17 protein-coding genes are annotated in these 18022 nt (G+C 68.3%); 6 read left to right on the top strand and 11 right to left on the bottom strand.

The annotated features are described in order from the left end of the window. The first annotated feature begins 116 nt into the window (after nucleotides 1-116). Nucleotides 117-539, top strand: a complete 423-nt coding sequence (locus tag ACJ7Z0_RS18665) for a surface-adhesin E family protein (protein ID WP_434791029.1) — start codon at nucleotides 117-119, stop codon at nucleotides 537-539. Nucleotides 540-567: 28 nt separating this feature from the next. Here ACJ7Z0_RS18665 and ACJ7Z0_RS18660 read toward each other — a convergent pair whose 3' ends face one another. Continuing rightward, nucleotides 568-1818: a THUMP domain-containing class I SAM-dependent RNA methyltransferase gene (locus tag ACJ7Z0_RS18660; protein WP_434791028.1), complete on the bottom strand. Its 1251-nt coding sequence runs from the start codon at nucleotides 1816-1818 to the stop codon at nucleotides 568-570. Between the two features lie 84 nt (nucleotides 1819-1902). Between ACJ7Z0_RS18660 and ACJ7Z0_RS18655 the strand changes: the two genes are divergently transcribed. From ACJ7Z0_RS18655 to ACJ7Z0_RS18640, 4 genes are all read left to right on the top strand, one after another. Continuing rightward, nucleotides 1903-3702: an ATP-binding response regulator gene (locus ACJ7Z0_RS18655; RefSeq protein WP_434791027.1), complete on the top strand. Its 1800-nt coding sequence runs from the start codon at nucleotides 1903-1905 to the stop codon at nucleotides 3700-3702. Nucleotides 3703-3792: 90 nt separating this feature from the next. After that, entirely contained in the window at nucleotides 3793-4407 is a 615-nt protein-coding gene (locus tag ACJ7Z0_RS18650) for a cytochrome b (RefSeq protein WP_434791026.1), read from the top strand. Continuing rightward, a complete protein-coding gene (locus ACJ7Z0_RS18645; protein WP_434791025.1) occupies nucleotides 4404-4982 on the top strand; it encodes a YceI family protein in 579 nt (192 codons plus the stop codon). Before ACJ7Z0_RS18650 ends, ACJ7Z0_RS18645 begins: the two co-directional genes overlap by 4 nt. Before the next feature lie 56 nt (nucleotides 4983-5038). Further along, nucleotides 5039-5671 (top strand): YceI family protein, encoded by a 633-nt coding sequence (locus tag ACJ7Z0_RS18640; RefSeq protein WP_434791024.1) that lies wholly within the window; start codon nucleotides 5039-5041, stop codon nucleotides 5669-5671. 18 nt (nucleotides 5672-5689) lie between these two features. On the opposite strand, the gene ACJ7Z0_RS18635 is transcribed toward ACJ7Z0_RS18640, so the two are convergent. The 7 genes from ACJ7Z0_RS18635 to argS all read right to left on the bottom strand — a co-directional run bounded on the left by ACJ7Z0_RS18635 (nucleotide 5690) and on the right by argS (nucleotide 13844). Then, nucleotides 5690-7294 (bottom strand): phospholipase D family protein, encoded by a 1605-nt coding sequence (locus ACJ7Z0_RS18635; RefSeq protein ID WP_434791023.1) that lies wholly within the window; start codon nucleotides 7292-7294, stop codon nucleotides 5690-5692. 10 nt (nucleotides 7295-7304) lie between these two features. Then, the gene (gene rpoN, locus ACJ7Z0_RS18630) at nucleotides 7305-8900 is read right to left on the bottom strand and encodes an RNA polymerase factor sigma-54 (protein WP_434791022.1); all 1596 of its coding nucleotides are present in this window, start codon (nucleotides 8898-8900) and stop codon (nucleotides 7305-7307) included. Between the two features lie 17 nt (nucleotides 8901-8917). Beyond that, nucleotides 8918-9712 carry an LPS export ABC transporter ATP-binding protein gene (gene lptB / locus ACJ7Z0_RS18625; RefSeq protein WP_434791021.1) on the bottom strand — a complete coding sequence of 265 codons (795 nt, stop codon included), beginning with the start codon at nucleotides 9710-9712 and terminating at the stop codon, nucleotides 8918-8920. After that, the gene (gene lptA / locus ACJ7Z0_RS18620; protein ID WP_431125405.1) at nucleotides 9709-10437 is read right to left on the bottom strand and encodes a lipopolysaccharide transport periplasmic protein LptA; all 729 of its coding nucleotides are present in this window, start codon (nucleotides 10435-10437) and stop codon (nucleotides 9709-9711) included. The genes lptB and lptA overlap by 4 nt, the downstream gene beginning before the upstream one ends. A gap of 154 nt (nucleotides 10438-10591) precedes the next feature. Next, nucleotides 10592-11239, bottom strand: coding sequence for a thiol:disulfide interchange protein DsbA/DsbL (locus tag ACJ7Z0_RS18615; RefSeq protein WP_431125407.1), 648 nt, complete (start codon nucleotides 11237-11239; stop codon nucleotides 10592-10594). A 174-nt stretch (nucleotides 11240-11413) separates the two neighbouring features. Continuing rightward, entirely contained in the window at nucleotides 11414-12151 is a 738-nt protein-coding gene (locus tag ACJ7Z0_RS18610; protein ID WP_434791020.1) for an SPOR domain-containing protein, read from the bottom strand. Nucleotides 12152-12158: 7 nt separating this feature from the next. Next, nucleotides 12159-13844: an arginine--tRNA ligase gene (argS, locus tag ACJ7Z0_RS18605; RefSeq protein ID WP_434791019.1), complete on the bottom strand. Its 1686-nt coding sequence runs from the start codon at nucleotides 13842-13844 to the stop codon at nucleotides 12159-12161. A 129-nt stretch (nucleotides 13845-13973) separates the two neighbouring features. Here argS and ACJ7Z0_RS18600 point away from each other — a divergent pair, with 129 nt between their 5' ends. Further along, nucleotides 13974-14414: a PsiF family protein gene (locus tag ACJ7Z0_RS18600; protein WP_434791018.1), complete on the top strand. Its 441-nt coding sequence runs from the start codon at nucleotides 13974-13976 to the stop codon at nucleotides 14412-14414. Between the two features lie 71 nt (nucleotides 14415-14485). Here the strand turns inward: ACJ7Z0_RS18600 and ACJ7Z0_RS18595 are convergent, their stop codons facing one another. The 3 genes from ACJ7Z0_RS18595 to ACJ7Z0_RS18585 form a co-directional block, all read right to left on the bottom strand. Continuing rightward, nucleotides 14486-16528, bottom strand: coding sequence for a spermidine synthase (locus ACJ7Z0_RS18595; RefSeq protein ID WP_434791017.1), 2043 nt, complete (start codon nucleotides 16526-16528; stop codon nucleotides 14486-14488). 7 nt (nucleotides 16529-16535) lie between these two features. Beyond that, the gene (locus ACJ7Z0_RS18590; protein WP_434791016.1) at nucleotides 16536-16988 is read right to left on the bottom strand and encodes a DUF2214 family protein; all 453 of its coding nucleotides are present in this window, start codon (nucleotides 16986-16988) and stop codon (nucleotides 16536-16538) included. 74 nt (nucleotides 16989-17062) lie between these two features. Further along, complete coding sequence (locus tag ACJ7Z0_RS18585) at nucleotides 17063-17989, bottom strand: LysR family transcriptional regulator (RefSeq protein ID WP_434791015.1); 927 nt, start codon at nucleotides 17987-17989, stop codon at nucleotides 17063-17065. Nucleotides 17990-18022: the final 33 nt, after the last annotated feature.

The raw sequence follows: 18022 nt of genomic DNA, 5'->3' as shown, positions 1-18022 counted from the left end.
GTGCGTTTGGAATAACCCCGATGTTGCACCATGCGCCATCGCAAGGCACAAACCGTATCGTCCATTCACAATCTGCTGCCCCGGGCCGTCACGGCGCCTTTCGAGACTTCCGAATGATGAAACGACCTTCCCTGCTGTTGCTTGCCCTTCTGGCCGGCCCGCTGGCCCATGCGGAGTGGCTCACCCTGACCGGTTCGGCCGGGGAAGCGACCAACAGCTATGTGCAGGTCGACCCCACCAGCGTGGTGGTGGACGGAAGCAAGCGGCTCGTGGCGGTACGCATCAGCCTGGCCGAGCCCCGCACCAGCCAGGAGGGCCTCAAGTTCCGGTCTGTCGCGGCAAAGGCGAGCGTGGACTGCGACGCCCGCAAGGCACGCTACGTGAGCGCCACCTACTTCGGGCAGCCGAATTTCGTCGGGCCGCCGCTGGCGGTGCGGGAGTTCGACGAAACCGATGTCCGTCCGATGAAATTCGACGGCCTGCCGGGGGACCTGGCGGCCAGGACGGTGAACGCGGCGTGCGGCGTGGGCGTGAAGTAACCGCCCACCGGATCGCCCGCTTACCTACCTACTTTCTGGCCGAGCCGGCCACCATGTCGAAGCGGAACAGGCGGCATTCGATGGGCCCGTTCCACATCGGCACGCGGCGCGACTCCTTGAGCCGCATGCGCTTGGGCAGTTTCAGGTCGGGCGTGAGCACCCAGGCGGTCCAGCCGGGGTAGTTCTTCTTCCAGTGCGTGGCGAGCTGCGGAAAGAACTCGCCGCCGTCTTCACCTTCGCCGCCGCCTTCGCCATTCTCATTGCCGGCCGTCTGCGCGGCCTCGCGGGCGCCGAAGCGCGCGACGCCGCCGACCTCGATCCGCTCGCCGTAGGGCGGGTTGAGCATGATCACGCCGCCCTCGGCCGGGGGCATGCGTTGCAGCGCATCGCCGCCGCGAAACTCGATGGCGTCGGCCACGCCGGCACGCTCCGCGTTGCGCTCGGCAAAGTCGACCATGCGGTGCGACACGTCGGAGCCGAAGATCGCGACCTCTCGCACGGAGGCCGACGATGCGGCGCCCTGCTTGATCGCCTCCCACACGTGGGCCTGGAACGGCAGCAGCTTCTCGAAGCCGAAGCGCCGCAGCGATCCGGCCGGGATGCCGCGCGCAATCTGCGCCGCCTCGATGGCGATGGTGCCGCTGCCGCAGCAGGGGTCGTACAGCGGCTCGGCGGCCACCTGGCCGGTTTCGGGGTTCCACCAGCCGCTGGCAGCCAGCATGGCGGCGGCCAGCGTTTCCTTCAGCGGCGCGTCGCCCTTGTCCTGCCGCCAGCCGCGCTTGAAGAGCGGCTCGCCCGAGGTGTCGATGTAGAGCGTGCAGTGCTCGGTGGTCAGGTGGGCGAACACGCGGCAGTCGGGCCACTGCGTCTCGATGCTGGGGCGCACGCCGTTGGCCTTGGCGCGAAAGCGGTCGGCAATCGCGTCCTTGATGCGCAGCGTGGCGAAGTTCAGGCTCTGCAGCGGGCTGTGCTGCGCCGTGGTCTCGATCTTGAAGGTCTGCTTGGGCGTGAACCAGATCTCCCAGGCCACGCCGCTCGCGATGGCGTACAGGTCGTTCTCGCTGCGGTAGGGCGCATGGGCCAGCTCGACCAGCACGCGCTGCGCGAGCCGGCTGTGCAGGTTGAGCTTGAGCGCGTCGCGCCACTCGGCGCGCACCCGCACGCCCCCGCGCAGCGTGAGCAGGTCTTGCCCGACGCGGCCCGTGAGCGCGTGGACTTCCTGCGCCAGGAATTCCTCGACGCCGGCGGCGCAAGGCAGAAAAAGAGAAAGATCGTTCACAAGGGGTTTGCCATCATCATCGGCCGGCTGGGGAAACGCCATTGTCGCCGCGCCCGGCCGCTTCTCTATATAGTGGCTCGGCCGATGAATTCCACCACCGCGCCCATGGTTGCTCCGGTTGTTGCCGGAAACGACCGCTTTGCGATCGAGTGCGAGGTGCTGCGGCTCTCGGTCCGGCCCATCGGCCCGGTGCTGCTGGTGCAATACCTGCTGAACTGCGGCGTGGCGGCCCTCTTCGCCTGGCAATACTCGCTCGCTCATGCGCTGGTGTGGATCTCGCTGATCACGTTGGTGACGGTCATGCGCGGCTTCTTTCCCCAGCGCCTGCCCGATCCCTTCACGCCCGAGAATTTGCGCGAGGCACAGCGCCTGCACACCGTGCGCACCGGCATCTGGGAGCTGGCGCACGGACTGGCCGGCGTGCTGCTGTTCAACACGGGCCACGCCGAGCAGCAGCTGCTGCTCGCGCTGATGCTGATGGGAATGACGCTCTCGTCGGCGTTCTCGGTCTCGTTCTACACGCCGGCCACGCAGCTGGCGATCACGCTGCTGCTGGCGCCCGTGATCCTCACCGGGCTGTGGCTCGGCGCGCCGACGATGATGGCCGTGTCGGTGATCGGCATCGGCCTGACCGCGATGATGTGGAAGCTGGTGGCCGAACGCTCGCGCCAGCTCGAGGAAAACATCGGCCTGCGCCTCAACGAGCGCAGCTTGCGCGAGCAGGCGCTGGCCGGCCTGCGCGCCTCCGAACGGGCCCAGGCCGAGCGGCTGCGCTTCTTCTCGGCCGCCAACCACGACCTGCGCCAGCCGGTGATGGCCATCGGCCTGCAGACCGAGGTACTGCGCCAGCAGCTGAACAACGGCGCCGACGCGCCGCTGGTGCAGCACACGGTGGCGTCGCTCGCGCGAGCGCAGCAGGCGCTCGAAGGCCTCACCAACCAGCTGCTCGAAATCGGCCGCATCGAGGCGGCGGCCGATCCGCTGCAGCCGGTGGCGGTGTCGCTGGCGCCGCTCTTGCGCGAGCTGGCGCGCCAGTTCGGCCACGGCCGCGTCAGGTTGCGCTGCCCGGCCGACGCGGTGGCCTGGGCCGATGCCGTCTCGCTGCGCCGCGTGCTGGCCAACCTGGTCGACAACGCCGTCAAGTTCACGCCGCGCGGCCGGGTGCTGCTGGCGGTGCGGGCGCGCCGGCGCGACACCGGGCGCGCCTGGCGCGTCGAGGTGCGCGACAGCGGCATCGGCATTCCCGTGGACTCGCAGGAGCGGGTGTTCGGCGACTTCGAGCAGGTCGGCAATGTCGAACGCAACCTGCAGCGCGGCCACGGGCTGGGCCTGGCGATCGTGCGGCGGCTGGCGGGGCAGCTCGGCATCGAGGTGTCGCTGCGCTCGGCGCCGGGGCGTGGTTCGGTGTTCGGCTTCGAGCTGCCCGCGGCGCCTGCCGATGCGCCGGTGCCGCCGGCTCCTTCGCCGCTGCCGCAACCACCGTCCGACGCGGCGGCGCGCGCATTGCATCCGGGCCTTGCCGTGCTGGTGGTGGAAGACAACGCCGTGGTGGCCGAAAGCCTCAGTGCGCTGCTGAGGCAATGGCAGCTTGCGCCGCGCGTCTACGGCAGCGCGGCCGAGGCGCTGGCGCTGGCCGACCTGCGCGCGCTCGACGCGGCGCTGTGCGACATCCGGCTGCCGGGCGGGCTCGACGGCATCGCGTTGGCGGAACGGCTGCAGCGGCAAAAGCCGTCGCTCACCATCGCGCTGATCTCGGCCGACATCGGCGAAGCCACCCATCGGCTGGCCGCGGAGCGCGGCTGGCACGCGCTGCGCAAGCCGGTGCAGCCGGCCGAGCTGCATGCGGTGCTGCTGCAGGCGCAGCAGGCGTCATCGGGGCACTGACCCCGCCGGCCATGGGCCTGGCACGGCTCGTGCGGTGCCTTCGCCGCTTCCGATATATGCTCCGCGCACAGGCCGCTGGTCCTGCTTCCGATGCCTGCCTACATACCTCCATCTTCCGCCACCGCCATTGCCGAAACGCCCGCGGACCTGCGCTATGGCCCGGTGGCCATGGCGCTGCACTGGCTGCTCGCGGCCATGATCGTCGGCTCGCTGGGTGTCGGGCTCTACATGACCGGCCTGCCGCTGTCGCCGGCCCGCATCAAGCTCTACAACTGGCACAAATGGGCCGGGGTGACGATCCTGCTGCTGTCGGCCCTGCGGCTCTTGTGGCGGCTGCGCCATCCGCCGCCGCCGCTGCCGTCGCATGCGGCCGCCACCATGCCGCGCTGGCAGCGCACTGGCTACCGGGCGAGTCACGCGCTGATGTACCTGCTGTTCCTCGCGGTGCCGCTGTTCGGCTGGGCCTACAGTTCGGCGCTCGGGTTTCCGGTCGTGTGGTTCGGCGTGCTGCCGCTGCCGGATCTCATGCCGGTCGACAAGGAACTGGCCGAGGCCGTGCTGAAGCCGCTGCACAAGGGCAGCGCGTTCACGCTGGCCGCGGTGGCGCTGCTGCACGTGGCGGCGGTGCTCAAGCACCACTGGATCGACCGCGACGGCATCTTGAAACGCATGTGGCCCGCGCCACGCCAGGAATCCGCCAGATGAACCGAGTCTTCCGTCTCTTTCTCGCGGCCGCCGCGTTCGCCGCCCTGGCGCCCGCAGGTGCCGAGCCCGCAACGGCGACCCGGCTCGTGGCCGACAAGAGCCAGATCGCCTTCGTCAGCAAGCAGATGGGCGTGCCGGTGGAAGGCACGTTCAAGAAATTCGACGCGCAGGTGGCATTCGACCCGAGGAAGCCCGAAGGCGGCACCGTCGCGCTGCAGATCGACACGGGGAGCGCATCGCTCGGCGTGCCGATGAGCGACGCCGAACTGCCCAAGGCCCCGTGGTTCGACACCGGGCATTTTCCGCAGGCCAGCTTCCAGTCGAGCGCCATCAAGGCGCTGGGCGAAGGCCGGTTCGAGATGGCGGGCAAGCTCACCATCAAGAACATTTCGCGGCAGGTCACGGTGCCGGTGACCATTGCGCCATCGGGCGGCTACGCGGTGGCGACCGGAAGCTTTACGATCCAGCGGCTCGACTACAAGGTGGGCGACGGCGAATGGACCGACACCTCGGTGGTCGGCAACGACGTGCAGGTTCGCTTCAAGTTCACGCTCGCGGGCCTCGCTCCGCTTTGAGCCCCTTTTTTGTCCTCTCAACTGATTTTGTTTTCACGCCAAGCACGCCCATTGCCATGAAGAAGCTCTTCCTCGCTGCCGCGCTGTCTGCAGCGACCCTTGCCACCCCCGCCCTGGCGCAGGAATACACGGCGCCGCCCGTGGCCGCCAAGCCCGCGGGCGGCCCGGTAAAGAACGCCAGCTACGTGATCGACCCGACCCACACCTTCGTGATGTACGAGATGGGGCACTACGGCACCACCACCAACCGCGGCCGCTTCAGCACCAAGGACGGCTCGGTGCAGATCGACGGCAGCGGCAGCAGCGGCAAGGTCGACATCACGATGGACATCAGCTCCATCAACACCGGCGTCGACCTGCTCAACCGCCACGTGCAAAGCAAGGACTTCTTCAACGTGGCCGAGTTTCCGACCGGCCGCTTCGTGGCGGACCGCATCGAATTCAGCGGCGACAAGGTGGTCGACGTGCCGGGCACGCTCACGCTGATGGGCCAGACCAGGCCGGTCACGCTCAAGGCCGTGCGCTTCAACTGCTACCTGAACCCGCTCATCAACCGCCAGGTCTGCGGCGGCGACTTCGAAACCACGGTGCAGCGCAGCGACTGGGGCATCACCTGGGGGCTGAACTTCGGCTTCGAGAACAAGGTGAAGCTGCTGGTGCAGGTCGAAGCGGTCAACGTGCAGCAATAGGGAACATGAACGGCCGGCCTACAGCAGGCTCTCGGGCGTGAGCGGCGCCAGCAGCTCGAGCATGGCGCGGTCCCAGAAGCCGGAGTCGGGCTCTTCGTTCAGCACGGTGGTCTTGCCGGCGTCCTCGCTGATCCACTCGATGCGCGACTTGCTGCCGTCCTCGGCAAAGCGCAGGCGATAAGCGCCCTGCTGCTTGAGCACGTCGATGAGCTTGAGCGCCTGCTGCGCCATCTCGGGGCTGCGGATGAAAAGGCCGATCTCGGTGTTGTGCGTTTCGGAGCGCGGATCGAAATTCATCGAGCCGACGAAGAGAATGCTCCGGTCGATCACGGCCGACTTGGCGTGCAGCCGGCCGACCGAGGTGCCGAAGAGGCCGAGCCGCACGCTGCGCCGGGTGCGCGTGGTGCTGAGCTCGTACAGGTCGGCCCCCAGCTTCAGCATGTCGGGCCGGTAGCGGCGGTAGGCCGTGTGAACCAGCGGCTCGTCGGTGGCGGCGAGCGAATTGGTGACCACGCTGATCTTCACGTTGCGCCGGCGGATCTCGCGCATCACCTCCAGGCCGGCCTCGCCCGGAATCAGGTAGGGCGAGACGATGGTCACCTCGGAGCGCGCGCGGCGCATCTGCTCCACCACGTTGTAGCGCACGCTGTCGACGTCGAGCAGCGGCACGCCGCCATAGGACGCCGTCTTGCCGATCACGCGGTCGGGCGAATCGGCGTAGGCCTCGGCAAGGGCCCAGATCAGGCCGAGCTTGCCGGTGGCAAGGTCCTCGGCCATCGGGCTGTAGCCGAGCAGGTCGTTGGGGGCGGGCCGCGGCGGCGGCGGCGTGGTGTCGGGGCCGGTGGCGGCTTCGAAGCGCTTTTGCAGTTCTTCGCGCGAAAGGCCCGTGGCCACCACCGACTGGATCGGCCGCACGTACACGCTGTTCCAGTACTGGTCGAACAGGGTGCCGAGACGCGGCATCAGCGCGCCGGTCACGAAGGTGTCGAGATCGAGAAAATTCTCGCCCGCCGTGCGCCTGAAGTACTGGTTGCCGATGTTGCGGCCGCCCGCCACCGCCATCGCGCCGTCGGCGATGAAGAGCTTGTTGTGCATGCGCCGGTTGACGCGGCTGAAGTCGAAGAGCGAGGCCGCGAAGCGCTTGAGCAGACTGCCGCGCCCGGCTGGAAACGGGTTGAAGAGGCGCAGTTCGACGTTCGGCGTGGCGGCCAGGCCGAGCAGCAGTTCGTCCTCGCCCGAAGTGTAGAGGTCGTCCATCAAGAGCCGCACGCGCACGCCCCGCTCCGCCGCATCGCGCAGGGTGCGCAGCAGGTAGCGGCCGGTCTCGTCGTTCTCGATTTGGTAGTACTGCACGTCGAGCGTGCGCTGGGCGCGCCGCGCGAGTTGGATGCGCGTGTCGAAGGCGAAATCGCCGCCCGGCATCAGGCGAAAACCGCTGAGATCGAGGTCGGGCTGCGCGGCCAGCGCGATCTTGCCGAGCGCGGTGTCGGCCGACACCGCCATGGCCCGGGTGGGTGGGCGCGGCGCTTCGTCGGGCAGGGTGGCGCAGCCGGCAACGAGCAGCGCCACCGCCACGGCCAAGACCCAGTGCCCACAGCGCGACAGCAGGCGGCGAGGGGCCATCGACGGCTTTCTACAGCGCCTTGCGGAGGTTGGCGGGCGCGATGCGCAGCGCCTCGCGGTACTTGGCCACGGTGCGCCGCGCGCATTCGATGCCCTGCTCCTTGAGCATCTCGGAAATCTGGCTGTCGGACAGCGGTTTCTTGATGCTCTCGGAACTCACGAACTGCTTGATCAGCGCGCGCACCGCGGTGCTCGACGCATTGCCGCCGGTCTCGGTGCCAAGCGCGGAGCCGAAGAAGTACTTGAGCTCGACGGTGCCGAAGGGCGTGGCCATGTACTTGGCGGTGGTCACGCGCGAGATGGTCGATTCGTGCAGGCCGAGCTCGTCGGCGATCTCGCGCAGCACCAGCGGCCGCATCGCGAGTTCACCGTGCACGAAGTAGCTCTTTTGCCGCTCGACGATGGCGTTGGAGACGCGCAGGATGGTGTCGAAGCGCTGCTGGATGTTCTTGATGAACCAGCGTGCCTCCTGCAGCCGCTGCGACAGCGCCTGGCTGCCCTCGCCCTTGTGCGACTTGAGCGCCCCGGCATAGATGTCGTGCACGCGCAGGCGCGGCATCACCTCGGGGTTGAGCATGACGCGGAACTTGACGTTGGTGCCGCGGCCGATCTTGGTGACGATCACGTCGGGGATCACGATGTTGCGCTCGACATCGACAAAACGGCGGCCCGGCTTGGGCTCCAGGCGCGAAATGATCTGCAGCGCCGAGCGAACCAGCTCTTCGTTGGTGCGGGTGAGCGTGGCCAGGCGCTTGAAGTCGCGCCGCGCGAGCAGCTCCATCGGCTGCTTGCAGATGGCGATGGCGGTCTTGCGGACCAGGGCGTGTTCTTCGGTTTCGTCTTCGCTGGCGAGCGCGCGCAGCTGGATGCCGAGGCATTCGCCCAGGTCGCGCGCGCCGACGCCGGCCGGCTCCAGGCTTTGCAGCAGGCCGAGCGCCACCTGGAAGTGATGCACCAGCTCGTCGAACTGGTCGTTGTCGTCGCCCGCGAGGCCCGAGGCCAGCGCCGGCAGCGAATCTTCGAGGTAGCCGTCGTCGTTGAGCGATTCGATCAGGAAGCGCAGCGCGGCGCAGTCGTTCTCGTTGAGCCGCAGGCTCAGCGCCTGCCGGTGCAGGAAGGACTGCAGCGACTCCTGGCTGCGCGCGAGTTCGGTGGCGTCGGCGCGCTCGTCGTCGCCCAGGTTGTTCTGGCGCGCGGGAGCATCGCTGCCCCACTCGCTGTCGTCCGGCGCCATGTCGACGGTGCCGTCGCCTTCCCAGTCGGGCTCGCGCTCGGTGGCGTCGGCGGCGGGAACGTCGGTTTCGGCCGCGGCCGTGGTTTCGCTGGAGGTGGTGGCCGCGCTGCTCGCCGGAGCCGAGGCGAAGTCGCTCTCGCCGGCCTCGCCCGATGATTCATCGCGCGGCATCGGGGTATCGATGGCATCGAGGCCGAATTCCTCGCGCGCCGCTTCTTCCGCGGTGCGTTCGAGGAACGGGTTCTCGTCGAGCATCTGCTCGACCTCCTGGCTCAGTTCGAGCGTGGAGAGCTGCAGCAGCCGGATCGACTGCTGCAGCTGCGGTGTGAGCGCCAGATGCTGCGAAACGCGAAGGGACAGCCCTTGCTTCATGGAGACCGGCTCCTCCCTTACATCCGGAAGTGCTCGCCAAGGTACACCCTGCGTACTTCGGCGTTGTCGACGATCTCCGAGGGTGTGCCTTGTGCCAGCACATGCCCGTCGCTGATGATGAACGCGTGATCGCAGATGCCCAGCGTTTCACGCACGTTGTGGTCGGTGATGAGCACGCCGATGCCGCGCTCCTTCAGGAAGCTGATGATCCGCTGGATCTCGATCACCGCGATGGGGTCGATGCCGGCAAAGGGCTCGTCCAGCAGGATGAAGCGCGGCTGGGTGGCCAGCGCGCGGGCAATTTCGACCCGGCGCCGCTCGCCGCCGGAGAGCGCGAGCGCGGGGGAATCGCGCAGATGGTCCACGCGCAGGTCGGCCAGCAGCCCCGAGAGCCGCTCTTCGGTGCGCTGCTTCGACAGGGGCGCGGGCTTGCCGTTGCCATCGGGCTCGCGCTGGAGCTCGAGCACGGCACGCACGTTTTCCTCGACCGTGAGCTTGCGGAAGATCGAGGCTTCCTGCGGCAGGTAGCTCAGGCCCATGCGGGCGCGCCGGTGGATCGGCATGTGCGCAATGGGTTCGCCGTCGATGGTGATCTCGCCGGCGTCGGCCCGCACCAGGCCCACGATCATGTAGAACGAAGTGGTCTTGCCGGCGCCGTTGGGGCCCAGGAGCCCCACGACTTCGCCCTTTTGAACGTCGAGCGAGACATCCTTGACGACCTTGCGGCTACCGTAGCTTTTTTGCAGGCCGCGCACCACCAGGCGGCTGCCCGGCGTGCCATCGGCGGTGTGGCTTCCAGCGGTTTCTATCACTTGCGCCCTTCCCCTTCGCTGCCGCTGAGCGTGGTGCTCGGCCGCAGGCCGGCACCGGGTGCCGGCTGGGGCGCTGCTGGCGCGGCCCGTCCGCCGGCCGGCGCCGAGGCGCCTGGCGCGGGCGCCGTGGCGCTCTTGGGCGTCAGGATGGTCTTCACCCGCCCACCGCCCGCGGGGGCATTCACCCCGGTGTTGGGCGGCACGGTGGAACCGTTGACCGTGTAGGTGTCGTTGCTCTGGTCGTAGACGATGAGCGCGCCGCTGCTTTCGTCGTTTGGCGTGGCGCCCAGCAGGCGGCGCATCACGGCATTGCGGATGAACTTGACGTTGTCGGCGCGGCTGTCGTACTCGATGACCTCCGATTCGCCCTCGATCCACTCGTCGGGCGCATTGCGCTTCTGCTTGTAGTAGGCCCGCTTGCCGGGAGCCGCCGTGACCACCCCGTACTGGTAGCCCTCGGCGTCCTGCCGAACGTCGATGCGCGCGCCGCGGATGATGATCGTGCCCTTGGTGACCAGCACGTTCCCCGTGAACACGCTCGTCTGCTTGAGGTCGTCATAACGCATGGCGTCGGACTCGATGTTCATCGGCTTGGTGCGGTCGGCCGTCTCGGCCAGGGCGCCCGAGGCGAGACCGGCCAGCAACAGCGCGCCAACACTCAGGCGAGCCAGGCGGCCGAAGCGGCGAACAAGAGGAGTGGTGTTGGAGTAGGAGTGCAATGTCATAGAGGCACGAAACTTGCTCTGCATTGTATGCGGCAGATGGCGCCAGCCCTGCACGCACGGATGAAAAAGCCCGCCAAAGCGGGCTTGACATCCATCCGGAAACACCGCGAAACCGGCTCTGCCGGCCGCAGGTGATACCCCCTGCAAAAGGGGGTCAGCCCTTCTTGGCTTCGCCGATCAGGAAGTTGGCGACCTGGAGCGCCTTGGTCATGTTGCCGGCCGTTTCGCCGTCCACATACCAGCGGCCGGCAATTGCCAGGGCCGGAACGCCGGCCACCCTGTAGGCGTCGGTCATCTGCGAGGCGCGCTTCGCCTTGCTGGCCACGCCGAACGAAGTAAACACCTCCTTGAACTTGGCGCCGTCCAGGCCGTTGGCGGTGGCCCAGGCAATGATGTTGGCGTCGCCGTTCACGTTCTGACGCTGCTTGTGGATCGCGTCGAACACCTTCGGCTGGAATTCGTCGACCTTGCCCAGCGTTTCGAGCGCGTAGTACAGGCGCTGCTTGGCTTCGACGTCGTTGCCCACGAAAGGCACGGGCACGCGGCGGAATGCCACTTCCTTCGGCGCCGTCTTGAGCCAGGCTTCGAGCTGCGGCTCGAAATCGTTGCAGTGCGGGCAGTTGTACGAGAAGAACTCGATCACTTCGATCTTGCCCGCGGGCGCATCGACCGCCACGCGCTTGTCGAGCACCAGGTACTCGGTTCCGGCCTTGGGCACGCGCGCCTGGGCGTGCGCGGTGTTGCCGGCCAGGGAAAGCAGCCCGAGCGAGGTGGCGGCCAGCGAAAAGTCACGACGTTTCATTGAAAGAGTTCTCCTGTTGGGTACGGCAGACTGAGCCGGCGCGCCGCGCGGAGTTCCCGCATGCGGCTTGCCCAGGACAATCCGGGTTGGCGGCGGCCCGTGCCGCGCGGCAAAGCTTAAAGAATATTCGTGACCGCCGCTCGCGGAGGCCGCGGCCGGCGGTTCGCGGGGGCGTCAGCGCTGGACGCGCACCAGCGCGGATTCGAGGCCGCCGCCGTCGAGCCGCTCTTTCAGGCGGTCGGCATCGTCCTTTTTGCTGAACGGACCCGCGCGCACCCGGTAGACCGTGCGACCGGCCTGCTCGCGCTCGGTGACCCGGGCCTCGACACCCATCAGCGACAGCTTGGCGCGCTGGGCCTCGGCGTCCTCGGTGGTGCGGAAGGCGCCGGCCTGCACGAAATACATGAACGGGTCGGCCCCCGCTGCGGCGCCGTTGTTGCTGCTTGGCGCGGCGGAAGCAGTGGTGGTGCTGCCATTGTTGCCACCGGCGCGCGCACGGGCAAGGTCGCCCAGCGGATCGTTCGAAGGCGGCAGCGAATTGGCTTCGGCCGGCACCGGCGCCGGACGCGGGGGCTTGGGCGGCGCCACGACCACCGGCACCGGGGGAGCAGGCGGCGGCGCGGTGGCCGGTGCCACGGCCGTGGTGTCGCCGCCGGCCGGCGCGGCCGGAGCGGGGGCGACCGGCTTGGGTGCGCCAGCCTTGCCTGCCAGGGGCGCGTTGGGATCCCAATCGCGGTTCTTGCGGGCCTCGGCTTCGTCCTGCTCGGCGCCGCCGCGCTGGGTCTTGGTCACGAACGGGATCGGCACCTTGGTCACGTAGACCGCAATGCCCAGCGCGACACCCAACCCCAGCACCAGGCCGATGATGAGCCCGATGACGATGTTGCCGCGTTGTCTGGTTGTCTTCTTCATGGTGTTTTCACATCTTGCTCGGCGCACTGACGCCGAGAATCGCGAGGCCATTGTGCAGCACCTGCGCGGTGGCGGCGACGAGCGCGAGCCGCGCCAGCTTGACCGGTTCTTCATCGACCAGGATGCGCTCGGCGTCGTAGTAGCTGTGGTAGCAGGCCGCCAGTTCGCGCAGGTAGAAAGTGACGTCGTGCGGCGCGAAATCCTTCGCGGCGGCCGTGAGCATGGCGGGGTACTTGGCGAGCAGCAGCATGAGCGCCTGTGCGGCCGGGCTCTCGAGCGGCGACAGGTCGACGTTCTTGAGCGTGGCGGGGTCGCCGCCCCAGCCGGCCAGCACCGAGCAGATGCGCGCATGGGCGTACTGCACGTAGTACACCGGGTTATCGTTGTTCTTGGTCACGGCCAGGTCGACGTCGAAGGTGTATTCGGTGTCGGGCTTGCGGCTCAGGAGGAAGAAGCGCACGGCATCGGTGCTGGTCCACTCGATCAGGTCGCGCAAGGTGACGTAGCTGCCCGCGCGCTTGCTGATCTTGACCTCTTCGCCGCCCTTCATCACGCGCACCATGGTGTGCAGCACGTAGTCGGGATAGCCCGCGGGAATGCCGACGCCCGCGGCCTGGAGCCCGGCGCGCACGCGCGCGATGGTGCCGTGGTGGTCGGTGCCCTGGATGTTGACCACCTTGTGGAAGCCGCGCTCCCACTTGGCGATGTGATAAGCGACGTCAGGGACGAAGTACGTATACGTACCGTCCTGCTTCTTCATCACGCGGTCCTTGTCGTCGCCGTAGTCGGTCGACTTGAGCCACAGCGCGCCGTCCTGCTCGTAGGTCTTGCCGGCGGCCACGAGCTTTTGCACCGCGGCCTCGACGCGGCCGCTGGTGTACAGGCTGGACTCGAGGTAGTAGTTGTCGAAGCGCACGCGGAAGGCCTGCAGGTCGAGGTCTTGCTCCCGGCGCAGGTAGGCCACGGCAAATTCGCGGATCGAGTCGAGGTCGTCGATGTCGCCGCTGGCGGTGTATTCGCGGTCGTCCGACTTGACGGTCTTCCTGGCCTTGAAGTCTTCGGCGATGTCGGCGATGTAGTCGCCGTTGTAGGCCGGGGCCTTTTCGCCGCTCGGCCATTCGGGGTCGCCGGGCTTGAAGCCGCGGGCGCGCAGCTGGGTGCTGTTGGCCAGCGTCTGGATCTGCACGCCGGCGTCGTTGTAATAGAACTCGCGCCAGACGGTGTCGCCCTGGGAAGCGCGCAGGTTGCAGATGGCGTCGCCCAACGCGGCCTGGCGGCCGTGGCCGACGTGCAGCGGGCCGGTCGGGTTGGCGGAGACGAACTCGACCAGCACCTTTTCGCCGGTGGCGGGCTGCTGGCCGAAGGTGTCGGCCGCGTTCAGCACCTCGCGCACGATCTGCTGCTTGGCAGAGGTCTTGAGGCGGATGTTCAGAAAGCCGGGGCCGGCGATCTCGATGGCTTCGACCCACTGGCCGAACACGGGGGTGGCGAGCAGCGCGGCGCTGAGCTCTTCGGCGAGTTCACGGGGCTTGCGCCCGAGCGGCTTGGCGAGTTGCATGGCGGCCGTGCTGGCGAAGTCGCCATGGGCGGCCACCTTGGGCGACTCGAACGCGGCTTTGGAGCCGGCGCCGGGCGAGAGGGATTCGAGCGTGTTCGCGAGCGCCGCGAGCAGCTCCTGTTTGACCAATAGCATCTGCGGATTTTACCGGGGGCAAACCCGGGCGCCGGCGGCGATGGTCATCCGGCGGCCGATGTGGACCGTTAGTGTGAGCAGCCCCGGGGCGGGGCACCTGTCACAAACACCCTGCAAGGACATATCACCATGAAGAAGCTCCTTTCCCTGGTCGCCCTGGGCGCCTGCCTTTCGTTCGGCGCCGCACAGGCACAAGACAAGGCCCCCGCGCCTGCGGTCGCCCCGGCTGCCAAGCCCGCCACCCCGGCAACGCCAGCCACTCCGGCCATGCCGGCCGCCAAGGCGCCGGCAGCACCCGCCACTCCAGCAACGCCAGCCACCCCCGCCACGCCGGCGGCCAAGGCCCCGACCGCCCAGCAAAGCAAGATGACGACCTGCAACCAGGAAGCCGGCGACAAGAAGGGCGACGAGCGCAAGGCCTTCATGAAGAGCTGCCTGAGCGCCAAGCCGGTCATGACTGCCAAGCCGACCCAGCAGGAAAAGATGAAGACCTGCAATGCCGACCAGAAGGCCAAGACCCTGAAGGGCGATGCCCGCAAGGCCTTCATGAAGGAATGCCTGAGCGCCTGAGCGCCAGGGCCTGATCGCTCCCACAAAGGGCCCCGCACGCGCTTCGCGCCGGCGGGGCTTTTTCATGGGCGCTACTTGAGCACGCCCAGGAGATTGTTGAAATCGTCGGTCCAGGGGCGGGCGTCTTCGGGCATCGCGATGGGCGAGGCCACCGCGCGCAGGGGTTCGCGCGCCAGCACGGCGGGATCGCGCGCCACCAGCACCCAGTCGGTCGGATTGAGCCACTTCGAGGCTTCCGCGTCGTCGCTGACCAGCACGGCGTGCAAGCCCTTGACCTGCGCGATCCGCGCCACCACCGGCGCCAGCCCGAGGAATCGGTTGGTCACGTGAAAGGCCACGATGCCGTCCGGCTTCATGTGCCGCAGGTAGACGTCCATGGCCTCAGCCGTGAGCAGGTGAACCGGCACCGCGTCGCCCGAGAAGGCGTCGACCGCGAGCAGGTCGAAGCCCTGCGGCGGCTCGCGCTCCAGCGCCAGCCGCGCATCGCCGAGCACGCGCTCGATGCGCGCGGGGCTGTCGCGCAGAAAGGTGAATTCGCTGTCCGCCAGTTCGAACACCTGCGGATTGATCTCGTAGATCCGATAGACGTCGCCGCTGCGGCCGTAGCTTGCGAGCGTGCCGGCGCCCAGGCCGATCAGCCCGACGCGGCGCGGTCCGGCCGGCGCGGCGGCCATGGCGCGGCCGACGCCCGAGGTGGCGCCATAGTAGGTGGTGGGCTCGCTTCGGCGCGACGGCGCGAGGAACTGTTCGCCATGCTTGATGGAGCCATGGGACAGCAGGCGCACGTTGTCCGCCGGGTCGGTGCGGCGCACGTCGAAGGTGATCAGCGCGCCATAGAAATTGCGCAGCAGGTGGCGCGCGTCCGATCTGTCGCTGCCGATCTGCACGATCAGGAAGAAGGCGCAGCAGGCGGCCAGCGCCACGCTGAACACCCGCAGCCAGGTGCGCCGGCGCAGCACGGCGGCGGCCGCCAGCGCCGTCAGCATCAGGCCGATGCCCAGCTCGTAGTACGCCGGCAGCACGTGCGGCGCCACCAGCCCCACCGTCGCGCCGCCCATGGCGCCGCCCAGCGAGAGCATCAGGTAGAAGCGGGTGAGGTAGCGCGGCGCCGGCCGCAGCCTTGCCGTTTCTCCGTGCAGGAACATGCACAGCACGAACAAGCCGCCGACATAGATCGGCAGCCCCGTGCGCACATCGGAGCCGATGTGGTGCTGCAGGCCAAAGGCGCAAAGCAGCAGCACGCCCGCCGCCAGCGGCAGGAAGACGCCGCGCCGGTACCAGCGGTCGCTCTCGAAGCACAGCACGAAAGTGAACAGATACAGAGAGAGCGGCAATATCCAGAGAAACGGAACCGCGGCGACGTTCTGCGTGATGTGGTTGGTCACGGCCAGCAACAGCCACGAGGCCAGTGCCGGCAACACGAGCCAGAGCACGCCGTCGGTCCAGCGCGGCGGCCGGTCGCTGCCGTCGGCCGCGGCCTGGCCCGCCGCTGCCGGGGATGGCGCGGCCTCCGGCCAGCGGCGCGCCACGAGCAGGGTCGTGCCGGCGCAAAGCACCACGAACACGCCGTAGCCCCACGACCATCCCAGCGCCTGCTGCAGCAGCGAACTGCGGGGCTCGATCAGCACCGGATAGCACAGCAGCGACAGCAGCGATGCGAGGTTCGACAGCGAGAAGTACCGGTACACCTGCGCGCCCCAGGGCGTGCGCGCCACCCACGACTGCACCAGCGGCCCGGTGGTCGAAAGCAGGAAGTACGGCAGGCCGATGGTCGCGAACAGCAGGCCCAGGATCAGCCACGTCGGGTCTTCGGTGCCGGTGGGCTTCCAGGCCGCGCCCACCACGAGCGGAAGGAACGCCAGGCTCGCGAGCAGCAGTCCCACGTGCAGCGCGGCCTGCGCCCGCACGCGAAGATGGCGCGTGATCCAGTCGGAGTACGCATAGCCCGCGAGCAGCACGACCTGGAAGAACACCATGCAGATCGACCACACGGCGGCCGAGCCGCCGAACCAGGGCAGGATCTGCTTGGCGATCAGCGGCTGGACCAGGAACAGCAGGAACGCGCTGCTGAAGATGGTGCCTGCAAACAGAAGCTGGATGCCGGCGCGTCCCATGGGGGGCCTACTTGCCGAAACCGCGCGCGAGGAACACGGCCACCAGCGGGATCAGCGCGATCAGGTGCGCCTGCACCATGACCAGCTTGCGCGTCTTCTTGATGTCGTCCTCGGCCGGCAGCGTGCCGTTGGCGCGCAGCGCCTTGCGCCAGCGCAGGTAGGTCAGTGTCGGAAAGATCGAGAGCACGCCGATGACGATGAACAGCCCCAGCTTCACGTGCAGCAGCGGATTGGTCCAGTACCAGGCCGTGCCCTTCACACCCCACACGGTGCGCGCGATGCCGGTGGCCAGCACGGTCACTGCGGCCATGCCGTAGACCATGTCGATCCTGGCGAGCCGCTCCACCACGGCGGCATTGAGCCACTGCACGCGGCACAGCGCCGCTTCGCTGGAGATGAACACGACCATTGTGAGAATGGCCAGCAAGTGCAGGTAGGCAAGGATGGCTTCGAGGGTCATCGTCGGCTTTCTTCTCTTCCGTTCTCTTCAGTGGGGTTGCAAATGCTTGCACATTGTGCCGCCCCTCGCGCGCTTTACCCCCGTCCGCCCCAGAATTCCGGACGTCCGTAGTGCGCCTTGAGGAAATCAAGCCACAGTCGCACCCGAAGCGGCAGGTGCTTGGTGCCGGTGAAGACTGCGTAGATGCCGTTTGGCGGCGCGGCAAATTCATCGAGCAGCGGCACCAGCAGGCCGGCATCGATCTCGGCCTCCACCTCCCAGGTGCTGCGCCACGCAATGCCGTGCCCGGCCAGGCACCAGTCGTGCAGCACCTGGCCGTCGGAACAGTCCAGCGGGCCGTCGGGGCGCAGATAGATCAATTCCTCGCCGCCGTCTTCGGTGGGGACACGGAATGCCCAGCCGCGCGTTTGCGAGGCATCGCTCGAGAGCGTGAGGCAGGCAAAGCGCGAGAGCTCGCTCGGATGCCGCGGCATGCCGTGGCGGCGCACGAACTCCGGCGTGGCGACGCAGCGGCGGCGGTTGTCGGCAAGCCGCACGCTCACCAAAGACGAATCGGGCATGTCGCCCACGCGCACCGCGCAGTCGAAGCTTTCGCCGCGCACGTCGACCACGCGGTCGCTCAGGTTGAGCGAAATCGTGACCTCGGGGTGCAGCGCATGAAAGCGCGGCACCAGCGGCGCCACGTGGCGGCGGCCGAAGCCGGCCGGCGCCGTCACGCGCAGGTGGCCGCTGGCCTTGACGCCGCCGGCGCTCACGCTGGCCTCGGCGTTGGCGAATTCGGTCAACAGGCGCTGGCAGTCCTCGAGAAAGGCGCTGCCTTCGTGCGTGAGGGTGATGCGCCGTGTGGTGCGCACCAGCAGCTTCACGCCCAGCCGCGCTTCGAGCGCGTCGAGCCGCCGCCCCATGATGGCGGGCGCCACGCCCTCGGCCTTGGCCGCGGCCGTGAGACCGCCGCGGGTTGCCACCGAGACGAAGGATTCGAGTTGCTTCAGGCGGTCCATGGCGCCCGAACTATATCGCCCGGGGTTTCGCGC

The organism is Variovorax palleresanus, assembly GCF_051144945.1.
In the GTDB taxonomy this organism is placed as follows: domain Bacteria; phylum Pseudomonadota; class Gammaproteobacteria; order Burkholderiales; family Burkholderiaceae_C; genus Variovorax; species Variovorax paradoxus_S.
The sequence above is the reverse complement of the archived record's forward strand: the minus strand, read 5'-3'. Positions and strand labels throughout refer to the sequence as shown.